This window comes from Pseudomonas sp. NEEL19, from assembly GCF_028751975.1.
Taxonomy (GTDB): domain Bacteria; phylum Pseudomonadota; class Gammaproteobacteria; order Pseudomonadales; family Pseudomonadaceae; genus Aquipseudomonas; species Aquipseudomonas juntendi.
On record NZ_CP081491.1, the window covers coordinates 3,616,627 to 3,628,811 of the forward strand.

At 64.2% G+C, this 12,185-nt stretch carries 9 protein-coding genes; 3 read left to right on the forward strand and 6 right to left on the reverse strand.

Annotated elements, in window-relative coordinates:
* Window positions 1-25 precede the first annotated feature (25 nt).
* Window positions 26-1,789 (reverse strand): ABC transporter transmembrane domain-containing protein, encoded by a 1,764-nt coding sequence (locus K4A76_RS16085; protein WP_274410687.1) that lies wholly within the window; start codon window positions 1,787-1,789, stop codon window positions 26-28.
* 209 nt (window positions 1,790-1,998) lie between these two features.
* On the opposite strand from K4A76_RS16085, the gene K4A76_RS16090 reads away from it, so the two are divergent.
* The gene (locus K4A76_RS16090; RefSeq protein WP_009686257.1) at window positions 1,999-2,172 is read left to right on the forward strand and encodes a PA1571 family protein; all 174 of its coding nucleotides are present in this window, start codon (window positions 1,999-2,001) and stop codon (window positions 2,170-2,172) included.
* Window positions 2,173-2,303: 131 nt separating this feature from the next.
* On the opposite strand, the gene pdxB is transcribed toward K4A76_RS16090, so the two are convergent.
* From pdxB to rlmM, 3 genes are all read right to left on the reverse strand, one after another.
* Window positions 2,304-3,446 (reverse strand): 4-phosphoerythronate dehydrogenase PdxB, encoded by a 1,143-nt coding sequence (gene pdxB / locus K4A76_RS16095; RefSeq protein ID WP_274410688.1) that lies wholly within the window; start codon window positions 3,444-3,446, stop codon window positions 2,304-2,306.
* A 60-nt stretch (window positions 3,447-3,506) separates the two neighbouring features.
* Window positions 3,507-3,749 carry a sulfurtransferase TusA gene (gene tusA / locus K4A76_RS16100; protein WP_009686255.1) on the reverse strand — a complete coding sequence of 81 codons (243 nt, stop codon included), beginning with the start codon at window positions 3,747-3,749 and terminating at the stop codon, window positions 3,507-3,509.
* Between the two features lie 1,298 nt (window positions 3,750-5,047).
* Window positions 5,048-6,112: a 23S rRNA (cytidine(2498)-2'-O)-methyltransferase RlmM gene (rlmM, locus tag K4A76_RS16105; RefSeq protein ID WP_009683992.1), complete on the reverse strand. Its 1,065-nt coding sequence runs from the start codon at window positions 6,110-6,112 to the stop codon at window positions 5,048-5,050.
* Window positions 6,113-6,336: 224 nt separating this feature from the next.
* Here rlmM and acnA point away from each other — a divergent pair, with 224 nt between their 5' ends.
* Together acnA and K4A76_RS16115 are read left to right on the forward strand one after the other, a co-directional pair.
* On the forward strand, window positions 6,337-9,078 hold the full coding sequence (acnA, locus tag K4A76_RS16110) for an aconitate hydratase AcnA (RefSeq protein ID WP_274410689.1): 2,742 nt from the start codon (window positions 6,337-6,339) through the stop codon (window positions 9,076-9,078).
* A gap of 180 nt (window positions 9,079-9,258) precedes the next feature.
* The gene (locus K4A76_RS16115) at window positions 9,259-10,824 is read left to right on the forward strand and encodes a methyl-accepting chemotaxis protein (protein ID WP_029886187.1); all 1,566 of its coding nucleotides are present in this window, start codon (window positions 9,259-9,261) and stop codon (window positions 10,822-10,824) included.
* Window positions 10,825-10,891: 67 nt separating this feature from the next.
* Here K4A76_RS16115 and K4A76_RS16120 read toward each other — a convergent pair whose 3' ends face one another.
* Both K4A76_RS16120 and K4A76_RS16125 read right to left on the reverse strand, forming a co-directional pair.
* Entirely contained in the window at window positions 10,892-11,776 is an 885-nt protein-coding gene (locus K4A76_RS16120; protein ID WP_274410690.1) for a pseudouridine synthase, read from the reverse strand.
* 51 nt (window positions 11,777-11,827) lie between these two features.
* Window positions 11,828-12,136, reverse strand: coding sequence for a hypothetical protein (locus K4A76_RS16125; protein WP_009683997.1), 309 nt, complete (start codon window positions 12,134-12,136; stop codon window positions 11,828-11,830).
* Window positions 12,137-12,185 lie beyond the last annotated feature (49 nt).

Genomic DNA, 12,185 nt, shown 5'->3' on the forward strand with positions numbered 1-12,185 from the left:
CCTGCACTGCCCCGTCACCCCTGTGTCAGGCACTGGTGAACTGCAAGGCCGCCAGCCGGGCATACAGCGGGCTTTGCTCGATCAATTGGCGATGAGTGCCCACCGCCACCAAGCGCCCCTGGTCGATGACCGCGATGCGCTCGGCGTGCTGGACCGTGGCCAGCCGATGGGCGATGACCAGCGTGGTACGCCCGGCCATCAGGCGGGGCAGTGCTTGCTGGATCAGGTGTTCGCTTTGCGCGTCGAGGGCGCTGGTGGCTTCGTCCAACAACAGGATCGGCGCGTCCACCAGTAGCGCCCGGGCAATGGCCAGGCGCTGGCGCTGGCCGCCGGAAAGCCCGATGCCACCCTCCCCCAGCGGTGTCTGGTAGCCCTGAGGTAACTGCCGAATGAATTCATCAGCATGGGCGCCGCGGGCTGCGGCTTCGACCTCGGCCTGGCTCGCCTCGGGGCGGCCATAGCGGATATTGGCTTCCACCGTGCCACGGAACAGCGAAGGGTTCTGTGCAACCAGGGCAAACTGCCGTCGCAGCTGGTCAGGGTCGAATTCTGTCAGCGGCTGGCCGTCGAGCAGGATGCGCCCTTGCTGGGGGTCGTAAAACCGCAGCAACAGATCGAACAAGGTCGACTTGCCGGCCCCTGATGGGCCGACCAGGGCCACGGTCTGGCCAGGCTCGATGACCAGGCTCAGGCCAGCTACCGCTGCCACGGTGGGCCTTGACGGGTAGGCGAACACCAGTTCCCGCAACTCGATGTGCCCGCGGGCCCTCTGCCCCGCCAGGCCCGAGGCGGCACAGCCCGGCAGGATTGCGCTGCGTGCGGCCAGCAGTTCGGCGATGCGCTCGCCAGCACCGGCGGCGCGCTGCAGTTCGCCGATCACTTCACTGAGGGTGCCGAAGGCGCTGCCGACGATCAGGCTGTAGAACACGAAGGCGGCCAGTTCGCCGGCAGATATGCGCCCGGCGATCACATCCATGCCGCCCACCCACAGCATCACCCCAACCGCCCCCAGCACCAAGACGATCACCAGAGTGATCAGCCAGGCCCGCTGGGCAATGCGCTTGCGCGCCACGGTGAATGCCGCCTCGACCGTGTCGGCAAAAAGTGCGCGGTCGTGTGCCTGATGGTTGTAGGCCTGCACAGTCTTGATCTGCCCCAGCGTCTCGGCCACGTAGCTGCCTACATCGGCGACCCGGTCCTGGCTCTGCCGCGACAGCCTGCGTACGCGGCGACCAAACAGCAGGATGGGCGCCAACACCAGCGGCAGGGTCACCACCACGATGCTGGTGAGCTTGGGGTTGGTAATGAACAGCAGCACCACACCGCCCAGCACCATCAATGCATTGCGCAGGAACATCGACAGCGACGAACCGATGACCGATTGCAGCAGCGTGGTGTCTGCTGTCAGCCGCGACTGGATCTCGGCGCTGCGGTTATCTTCGAAAAAGCCGGGGTGCAGGCCGATCAGGTGGTTGAACACGGCCCGCCGCATGTCGGCCACGCAGCGCTCGCCAATCCAGGACACCAGGTAGAAACGGCTGAACGTTCCCACCGCCAGGGCCAGTACCAGCAGCAGGAACAGCCCGATGGTCTGGTTGAGCTGGTGCGCGGAACGGGTCATGAAACCCTGGTCGACCAGCAGCCGGATGCCTTGGCCCATCGACAAGGTGATGCCCGCAGTGACCACCAGTGCCAGCAAGGCCAGCAGAACCTGCCGGCGATAGGGGCGAACGAACTGCCAGGCCAGGCGTAATGCCCGGCGTGGTTGCGGGGAAACCGATTCGGACATGGCGACGATCACTATGTGTGGCGAAGGCCCAGACTACCACTCATCAGGGCTGGGGAACGCGGGCAGGTAGCTATAGCCTATCGATCTAACCAGGGTATGGAGCTTTGCCAGCGTTTCTGTTGGACTGGTATTGCCGTGACGAGCCTGTCGTCACAGGCCAGTCACGGTGCAGGACTACCCTGAGTGTTCACCTGATGAGGAGACCATGCATGAGCTTGCAGCCTACCAGCGACAACCAGCAGCCCCGGCCGAACCAGCAACCCCAGGTATGCGGTTCGATCATTGATGCCCAGGGGCGCGAGGTACCGATCACCGAGCAGATGATCCAGCAGGCTTGCAAGGCCCTGGAACAGAGCCGGGTCGAGCGCGTACGCAAAGGTTGAGCGGCGAATTTCTTGCAACCCGGCGCCTGCGCCGGGTTTTTATTTGCCTGAGTTCTGCACTGGCCCTATGCGGCCAGGCCCGGCTGAGCACGCTCCCCCGGGAGAGTGGCCGTGCAGCGGCCGGCAGGCCGTCAGACCAATACGCCACCCAGCGCACTGACCAGTTGCGCCAACTGCGGCGCCTCGCCCCGCAGGCGCACCGCGAGCCCCTCGATTTCGCGTCGCGCTGGGTACTGCTTGCGCAACTGGTCGAACGCGGCACGCTGTTGTTGTGGGTCGTCGCTCAGGCTGCGGCGGAAGTCGGCATCGTCACGGCGCGGGTCGTACACGGCGCGGCACAGGGTGGCCAGGGCCCAGGCCGGGTCGGCGCTGGCATCCAGCTCGATTTGCGCCAGCGGCGGGCGCGGCAGCAGGTCGGCCAGTTGCACCTGCTCATCCACCCCGAGGAAGCGGCACAGGGCCTGGTAGATCTGCGCGGTGCCACGCTGGCGGCCGTCGAGGCTGTAACCGGCAATATGCGGTGACGCCAGGGTACACAGGTCGGCCAGTTGCAGGTCGACTTGCGGCTCGCCTTCCCATACGTCCAGCACGGCATGGATGTCGTCGCGCTGCAGCAGCAGCTCGCGCAGGGCGGCGTTGTCCACCACCGGCCCACGGCTGGCGTTGACCAGCCAGGCACCCGGGCGCAAGTGTGCCAATTGCGCCTGGCCCAGCAAGTGCCAGGTGGGGTAGCCGCCGCTACGCTGCAACGGGGTATGCAGGCTGATCACATCACACTGCTGGACAATGGTTTCCAGGCTGACGTAGTCACCGCCTTCAGCGGCCTCGCGCAGCGGGTCGCACACCAGCACTTTCCAGCCCAGGCCGCGCAGCACACGTACCAGCCGCCCCCCGACCTCACCTGCACCGACCACGCCGTAGACCCGTTCGGGCAGCGCAACGCCATCCAGTTCGGCCAGGGTCAGCAGGCTGCCCAGCACGTAATCGACCACGCCGCGGGCATTGCAGCCTGGCGCGCTGCTCCAGCGAATGCCGGCTTCGGCAAAATAGTCCAGGTCGAGGTGATCGGTACCGATGGTGCAGGTACCGACGAAGCGTACCCGGCTGCCTTCGAGCAATGTGCGGTCAACCTTGGTCACCGAGCGTACCAGCAGGATATCGGCGTCCTTGACGCTGGCGGCATCGAGGCTTCGGCCGGGGTAGCGGCGAATTTCCCCGAAGCCTTGGAAGAAGGCATCGAGCAGCGGGATGTTTTCGTCGGCAACTATCAGCATGGCGCTCTCCTGTCTGGGGAGCGCAGTGTAGGCGCATCGCCGGGTGGGTTGCACAGGGTTTCAGTCGGCTTTTTTGCGAATCCAGTAAAGGAAGGTGCCGGCGTCTTCCTGCTGTTGCACGAGTTCGTGGCCGAGGAAGTTGCAGAACTTGGGAATGTCGCGGCGGGTGGACGGGTCGGTGGCGATGACCTTCAGCAGGCCGCCGGCGGCCAGGTTGCGTACGTGCTGGTGCAGCATCATCACCGGCTCCGGGCAGTTCAGGCCGGTGGCATCGAGGATGGCGTCGGGGGTGAAATCGGTCATGGGGGGCTCCGAAAATGATCGCTATTGTCGCGCATCACGCGGCGGGGTCCAAGCGCGGCTTTGCAGGCCATACGTCCGGACGGGCGTTGCCCAGGCCCTTTGCGCCCCTACGGCGGGTCAGAGGCTTCGCGCCGCCCCCCCCGCACGGCTTCTGATCTGGCTGTTGATCTGGCTGTTGATCTTGATCTTGATCTTGATCTTCGCGACTTCAGGAGGCCGAGCGGAGGGCATGCGGAGGGAGGTGACGGGCATGGATGCCCGTCAAGCGCTGAGGCCCCAGGGACGGGGCCTGCAGCGCGTACTCCCGGGAGCATGCCCGTAGCGAGGGAACCCCGGAGCGCAGCGCAGGGGCCGGATGACGGGAGCGCAGCGTTTTTTGGTTACTTTTTGTCGCGTCTGACAAAAAGTGACTCGCCGTAAGGGCGAAAAGGTGACTATGCGTCGCTATCGCAGCTGGAGTTTTCGCGCTATCAAAACCGGCGCTCAAGATTTAAAGCTCTGCAAAAATGTGGGCGTTGAAACCGCATAGGTATTCGTTCGCGTAGGCGGCGCCGAGTCACCTTTCCGCCCTTACGGCGGGTTACCTTGGTCTTGGCCAAAGTAACCAAAGCCGCCCGCTCCCGTCATCCGGCCCCTACGCTGCGCTCCGGGGTCCCCTCGCTACGGGCATGCTCCCGGGAGTACGCGCTGCAGGCCCCGTCCCTGGGGCCTCAGCGCTTGACGGGCATCCATGCCCGTCACCTCCCTCCGCATGCCCTTCGCTCAGCCTCCTGAAGTCGCAATCTGCAGCGCCTGTGCTACCGCGCGTTTAGAAGCAAAAGCAAAAAGCAGAAGCAACAGCAGCGCTTTCTTGGGTTTCGCACCATGCAACCACCCCCGCACAGCTTTTGATCTGGCTGTTGATCTTGATCTTGATCTTGATCTTCGCGACTTCAGGAGGCCGAGCGGAGGGTATGCGGAGGGAGGTGACGGGCATGGATGCCCGTCAAGCGCTGAGGCCCCAGGGACGGGGCCTGCAGCGCGTACTCCCGGGAGCATGCCCGTAGCGAGGGAACCCCGGAGCGCAGCGCAGGGGCCGGATGACGGGAGCGCAGCGTTTTTTGGTTACTTTTTGTCGCGTCTGACAAAAAGTGACTCGCCGTAAGGGCGAAAAGGTGACTATGCGTCTCTACCGCAGCTGGAGTTATCACGCCACCAAAAACCAGCGCCCAGGATTTCAAGCTCTGCAAAGGTGTGGCCGTTGGAACCGCATAGGTATTCGTTCGCATCCGCACCACCCTCAACCACCAACCATCAAATCAACGAGGTTTCAGATCAAGCCGCCGCAAATGGCATGTCACTTCCTCACGGTCGTGATACAGCTGCTTGCACGCAATCGAAACCCGTACCTTACGTGCCTTGAACGTCGCCTCCATGCGCTCGAGCAGCCGCCGTACCTCGGCATAACGCTGCTTCATCGGCAACTTCAGGTTGACCACCGCCTCCCGGCATAGCCCCTCACCCAACCAGGTTTCGATCAGCGAAGTCGTCCGCGCCGGCTTCTCGACGATATCGCAAACCATCCAGTCCACCGGTTGCCTGGGTTGCCAGGTAAAGCCATCGGCCATCAGGTGCTGGACCAGGCCGGTATCCATCAGGCTCTCGGCCATCGGCCCATTATCGATAGCCGTCACCAACATGCCACGACGCACCAGCTGGTAAGTCCACCCCCCCGGCGAAGCCCCTAGGTCGACGCCGGTCATATCATCGCCCAAGCGCTGCTCCCACTGCTCACGCGGGATGAACTGGTGCCAGGCCTCTTCCAGCTTGAGGGTCGAACGGCTGGGCGCCTCGCGGGGGAACTTGAGACGCGGGATACCCATGGGCCACAACGCGCTGTTGTTGGCCGCAGCGATACCCGCAAATACCCGCCGGCCACTGATGAAGGTCAGCAGCAAGCGTGGGCGGCTGGCGTCGTCAACCAGGCGCCCGGCCTTTTCCAGGGCCTTGCGCAAAGGCACTTCGAACTTGCGGCAGAACGTCGATAACGCCTTGCCCTCGTTGCTGTCCAGCACTTCCAGCCACAGGCTGCCGAACACCGGAAAACCAGCCAACTGCGCAAGCAGCACACTGATACGGTCACTTTCCGGCAACTCGACAAACGCACCCCGGGCCCATTGCCGCGGGAAGATCAGCTGATTGAAACGCAGCTCCCCCATCAACCGCTCGGCACCGCCCTCCTCGCTACAGACAAACTCGGCGCTGGCACTTTGCGGCTTGCCTTTGGCATAGCCCGCGACACCCAGGCGGGCGGCATGTTCGCTGATCTCGGCGCACACCTCACCCTCGAAACCGGGCCGGCAATGCATGAACAGGGTATTCATCTCTCACTCCACTACGGCGGGCGCGTCACAGGCGCCGGCAGGGCGGCGATGATAAAGGAAGTTCGGAACCTGCGACACGCCCCGCCGGTCCAGAAAAGGGTCAGGTGGCCTAAACCGGTCTAACCTGACCTTTCAGCCAGGTCCGTGCCGTGCGGGCCGATACACAACGGTGCTACCGGCAAACCGCAATTCAATGCCGGGCACCGGCGCAGAAGGAGTTGGCAATGCCCTCGCTCGATAGCCTGAACACCCTCAAGCCGCTCAAGGTCGGCGACCAGACCTACCACTATTTCAGCCTCACCGAAGCCGCCCGCCAGCTGGGTGACCTGCAACGCCTGCCCATGTCCCTGAAGGTGCTGCTGGAAAACCTGCTGCGCTGGGAAGACGGCAAAACCGTGACCGGCGACGACTTGCGCGCCCTCGCCCAATGGCTGGGCGAGCGGCGCTCCGACCGCGAAATCCAGTACCGCCCCGCACGCGTACTGATGCAGGACTTCACCGGCGTACCGGCAGTGGTCGACCTGGCCGCCATGCGCGCCGCCATGGCCAAGGCCGGCGGCGACCCACAACGCATCAACCCGCTGTCACCGGTCGACCTGGTGATCGACCACTCGGTGATGGTCGACCGCTACGGCACAACGCAAGCCTTCAGCGAGAACGTGGAAATCGAAATGCAGCGCAACGGCGAGCGCTATGCCTTCCTGCGCTGGGGCCAGAACGCCTTCGACAACTTCAGCGTGGTACCGCCGGGCACCGGCATCTGCCACCAGGTCAACCTGGAATACCTGGGCCGCACGGTGTGGACCCGTGAAGCCGATGGCCGCACCTATGCCTTCCCCGACACCTTGGTCGGCACCGACTCGCACACCACCATGATCAACGGCCTGGGCGTGCTCGGCTGGGGGGTCGGCGGTATCGAGGCCGAGGCGGCCATGCTCGGCCAGCCCGTATCGATGCTGATCCCGGAAGTGATCGGCTTCAAGCTGACCGGCAAGCTGCGCGAGGGCATCACTGCGACCGACCTGGTGCTGACCGTGACCCAGATGCTGCGCAAGAAAGGCGTGGTCGGCAAGTTCGTCGAGTTCTATGGCGACGGCCTGGCCGAGCTGCCGCTTGCCGACCGCGCCACCCTCGCCAACATGGCCCCGGAGTACGGCGCTACTTGCGGGTTTTTCCCAGTCGATGACGTCACCCTGGACTACCTGCGCCTGTCTGGGCGGCCAGAAGCGACCGTGCAACTGGTCGAGCAGTATTGCAAAGCCCAAGGCATGTGGCGCTTGCCCGGCCACGAGCCGCTGTTCAGCGACACCCTGGCGCTGGACATGCACGACGTCGAAGCCAGCCTGGCCGGGCCCAAGCGGCCGCAGGACCGGGTCGCACTGGGCCAGGTCAGCCAGGCCTTCGACCACTTCATCGAACTGCAACCCAAGCCGCTGGCCAAGGAAGTCGGCCGCCTGGAAAGTGAAGGGGGTGGTGGCGTGGCCGTTGGCAATGCCGACCAGGCCGGCGAGATCGACTACAGCCACCAAGGCCAGACCCACACCCTGCGCGATGGCGCCGTGGTGATCGCCGCCATCACCTCGTGCACCAATACCTCCAACCCCAGCGTGATGATGGCTGCCGGGCTGGTAGCCAAGAAAGCCCTGGAAAAAGGCCTGCAACGCAAACCCTGGGTGAAAAGCTCGCTGGCACCGGGCTCCAAGGTAGTCACCGACTACTTCCAGGCCGCCGGGCTCACGCCATACCTCGACGAGCTGGGCTTCGATCTGGTTGGCTATGGCTGCACCACCTGCATCGGCAACTCCGGCCCGCTGGATGAAGCCATCGAGAAAGCCATTGCCAGCGCTGACCTCACCGTGGCCTCGGTGCTGTCGGGCAACCGTAATTTCGAAGGGCGCGTTCACCCGCTGGTCAAGACCAACTGGCTGGCATCGCCGCCGCTGGTCGTGGCCTATGCGCTCGCCGGCAGTGTGCGCGTGGACCTGACGCGTGACCCGCTGGGTACGGGCAAGGACGGCCAACCGGTGTACCTGCGCGATATCTGGCCCAGCCAGCAGGAGATCGCGGCGGCCGTGGCCAAGGTCGACACGGCCATGTTCCACAAGCAATATGCCGAAGTGTTCGCCGGCGATGCCCAGTGGCAGGCCATCGAGGTACCCCAGGCCGCTACCTACGTGTGGCAGGCAGACTCCACCTATATCCAGCACCCTCCATTCTTCGACGACATCGGCGGGCCGCCACCGGCCATCACCGATATCCGCGGCGCCCGCGTGCTGGCGCTGTTGGGCGACTCGGTGACCACCGACCACATTTCCCCTGCCGGCAACATCAAGGCCGACAGCCCAGCGGGGCGCTACCTGCGCGAAAAAGGTGTGGAGCCACGCGACTTCAACTCCTATGGTTCGCGGCGCGGCAACCATGAAGTGATGATGCGCGGTACGTTCGCCAATATCCGAATCCGCAACGAAATGCTGGCGGGCGAGGAAGGCGGCAACACCTTGCACGTGCCCTCGGGTGAAAAACTGTCGATCTATGACGCGGCCATGCGCTACCAGCAGGAAGGAACCCCGCTGGTGGTGATCGCCGGGCAGGAATACGGCACCGGCTCCAGCCGCGACTGGGCGGCCAAGGGCACCAACCTGCTGGGCGTGAAGGCAGTGCTGGCGGAAAGCTTCGAGCGTATCCACCGCTCCAACCTGGTGGGCATGGGCGTGCTGCCGCTGCAGTTCACGGCCGGGCATGACCGCAAGGCGCTGGGGCTGACCGGCAAGGAGCAGATCGACGTGCTGGGGCTGGACGGCGCACCGATTCACCCCGGCATGCCGCTACAGGTGCGCATCACCCGCGAGGATGGCCAGCAGGAACAGATCGAGGTGTTGTGCCGGATCGATACCGTCAACGAGGTGGAGTACTTCAAGGCAGGCGGAATTCTGCATTATGTGCTGCGCCAGCTGATTGCGGGTTGAGGGCGCAGCCGCACTGGAAAACCTGCGACACCTGCCAATCGAGCGCCGCCCACACGGCGCTCGATTGCTCAGGCACCCTTGCACCAAAATCGAACACCTTTTGTCACGCATGTTAAATAATCACTCAATAATCCCGGTGGCTTGCCGATACCCATCCAAAGCCCTGCGGACTATCACCCCATGCGTAACAACCAGCCGATTACCCAGAGAGAACGGACTTTCCCTGCCCAGCAGCGGTTGATCTCCACCACCAACGCCAAGGGCGTGATTACCTACTGCAATGATGCCTTCATCGACATCAGTGGGTTCACCCGCGAAGAACTGACCGGTGCGCCGCACAATCTGGTGCGCCACCCCGACGTGCCGCCTGCGGTGTTTGCCCATATGTGGCAAACCCTCAAGCAAGGCCAGCCGTGGATGGGTATCGTCAAGAACCGCTGCAAGTCGGGCGACCACTACTGGGTCAACGCCTACGTCACACCGATTTTTGACAACAACCAGGTGGTCGGCTTCGAGTCTGTGCGGGTCAAACCCACCGCCGAGCAGATCCGCCGCGCCGAGGCGCTGTACCAGCGCATCAACCAGGGCAAGCCGCCGGTACCGCGCCGTGACAAGTGGCTGCCGGTGCTGCAGGACTGGTTGCCGTTCATCCTGATCAGCCAGGCGGGCTTCCTGATTGGCAACTGGCTGGGCCATTCCTGGGGCTTCGCGTTGGCCGCCGCGCTTTCCGTACCGCTTGGGCTGATCGGCCTGAGCTGGCAGCAACGCGGCCTCAAGCGCTTGCTGCGGTTGGCTGAACAGACCACCTCCGACCCGCTGATCGCGCAGATGTACACCGACAGCCGTGGCGTGCAGGCCCGCCTGGAAATGGCCATGCTCAGCCAGGATGCGCGCATGAAAACCTGCCTGACCCGCTTGCAGGACAGCGCCGAGCACCTCAGCGACCAGGCGCGGCAGTCCGACGCCCTGGCACACAAGAGCTCTTCGGGGCTGGAACGCCAGCGGGTCGAAACCGAACAGGTCGCCGCCGCCGTCAACCAGATGGCCGCGACCACCCAGGAAGTTGCCAACCACGTGCAACGCACAGCCGATGCCACCCAGGAAGCCAACCGCCTGACCAGCCAGGGCCGGCAGATTGCCGGGGAAACCCGCGAGGCCATCGAACGCCTGTCAACAGCAGTGGGCGAAACCGGCCAGACCGTCACGCAACTGGCCAAGGACAGCGACGAAATTGGCGGTGTCGTCGATGTGATCAAGGGCATTGCCGACCAGACCAACCTGCTGGCATTGAATGCCGCCATCGAGGCGGCGCGGGCTGGGGAAATGGGCCGTGGCTTTGCTGTAGTGGCCGACGAAGTGCGCCAGCTGGCTCAACGCACCGCCGAGTCCACCGGGCAGATCCACAGCCTGATCGCCAAGCTGCAGCAAACCGCCAGCAACGCCGTACTGACCATGGAAACCGGCCACCGTCAGGCGCAGGAAGGCGTTGATCGTGTGATGCAGGCTGACGAAGCGCTGGTCGGCATCAGCGAAGCGGTCGCCAACATCACCGACATGGCGACCCAGATTGCCGCCGCGACCGAAGAGCAGACCGCCGTGGCCGATGAGATCAGCCGTAACATCAGCACCATCGCCGAACTGGCCGACCAGACCGCCGAGCAGGCACAGCACTCGGCGCTGTTGAGCGAAGAGCTGACCACTACGGCGGGGAGCCAGTACTCACTTGTGGAGCGCTTCAACCGCTGACCGCAGACCTACGCGCCGCGAGGGGCTGCACAGCAGCCCCTGGCTGGCAACGCATGCCCAGACAGGTTTACCAGTCCAGGCTCAAGCGGCTCTCGAAATAGCGCTCTTCGCCGCTCAACGGGTCGGTGAAACGCAGGCTCTGCGCCAGCAGTTTCAATGGCCGCTGGTAATCGTCGGCGGTGTCGAGCAACTGCGGATAGAACGGGTCATTGCTGATGCCCGCGCCCAACGCAGCCATGTGCACCCGCAACTGGTGGGTCTTGCCGGTGACCGGCGACAACCCGTACCGCCACAGCGCTCCGCGCTTCTCCAGCACCTCGGCCAGGGTTTCACTATTGGCCTCGCCCTCTACCTCATGCATGCGGAAAAAGGGCTCGCCATGCACCAGACGGCTTTTGTGCACCAACGGAAACGCATGTTGCGGCAAAGCGGCCGCGATGGCCTGGTAGCGCTTGTCGATGCGTCGCTCGGGGAATAGCCGCTGATAAGCGCTACGCGTATGCGGGTTGGCAGAGAACAGCACAAGCCCGGCGGTATGCCGATCGATGCGATGCAACGGCACCAGGTGAGGGTTATCCAGCCTGCGGATCAGGCGGCGCAGCAAGGTGTGCTCAACGTACTCGCCAGTCGGTGTCACCGGCAGGAAATGCGGCTTGTCCGCCACCACCAGGTGCTCGTCCACGTGCAGCACGTGCTCCTGCAACGGGATCGGTCGCTCGTTCGGCACTTCGCGAAAATAGTGCAAGCGCATGCCCGGTTTGTAAGGCAGCTCGGCAGCCACTGCCTGCCCCTGGGCGTCCAGCACCCGCCCCCTGGCAAAGCGGTCGAGCCACTGGGCACGGTCGATGGCCTTGAAATGGTCACACAGGCAATCGAGCACCGTTGCCCAGTGACCGGGTGGCAGGCACACGGTGCTGGCTTGCTGGCGGGCGGGGTCGAATGGCGTGGACATGGCAGGGCTCGGAACAGGCACGGCCGCGCATTATCACCCAACCCCGCCCCATCAACCAGCCTGGGCCAGCGCCTCGCTGCGCTCCTTCAACCAGCGCAGCACCTGCACCGGCTCCCAGCGGCCAGGGTCGTATAGTGCGTAGAGCGCTCCCTGGTACCCGACCACATCGAGCCCACGGTGGTAGCCGGCACGCTGGAACAAGGCTTCGATCTCGGCAAAGCAGGTATTGAAATGCACCTTGCCGAAGGGGGTGCGGTCATCGGTCACCAGGCCTTCGAGGCGCAGTTCCAGAACGGCGTCGGCCACCCGCTCCACAGGCATGCGGTTGACGCTGTACTTGAGTTGCTCGACGTTGAGCATGGCTTTACCTCGATACTGTATTTATATACAGCATACGAACATCCTCGCG

Coding starts and splice junctions, on each gene's coding strand:
- K4A76_RS16085 (WP_274410687.1), bottom strand. CDS start 1,789: ATGTCCGAATCGGTTTCCCCGCAACCACGCCGGGCATTACGCCTGGCC.
- K4A76_RS16090 (WP_009686257.1), top strand. CDS start 1,999: ATGAGCTTGCAGCCTACCAGCGACAACCAGCAGCCCCGGCCGAACCAG.
- pdxB (WP_274410688.1), bottom strand. CDS start 3,446: ATGCTGATAGTTGCCGACGAAAACATCCCGCTGCTCGATGCCTTCTTC.
- tusA (WP_009686255.1), bottom strand. CDS start 3,749: ATGACCGATTTCACCCCCGACGCCATCCTCGATGCCACCGGCCTGAAC.
- rlmM (WP_009683992.1), bottom strand. CDS start 6,112: ATGAATACCCTGTTCATGCATTGCCGGCCCGGTTTCGAGGGTGAGGTG.
- acnA (WP_274410689.1), top strand. CDS start 6,337: ATGCCCTCGCTCGATAGCCTGAACACCCTCAAGCCGCTCAAGGTCGGC.
- K4A76_RS16115 (WP_029886187.1), top strand. CDS start 9,259: ATGCGTAACAACCAGCCGATTACCCAGAGAGAACGGACTTTCCCTGCC.
- K4A76_RS16120 (WP_274410690.1), bottom strand. CDS start 11,776: ATGTCCACGCCATTCGACCCCGCCCGCCAGCAAGCCAGCACCGTGTGC.
- K4A76_RS16125 (WP_009683997.1), bottom strand. CDS start 12,136: ATGCTCAACGTCGAGCAACTCAAGTACAGCGTCAACCGCATGCCTGTG.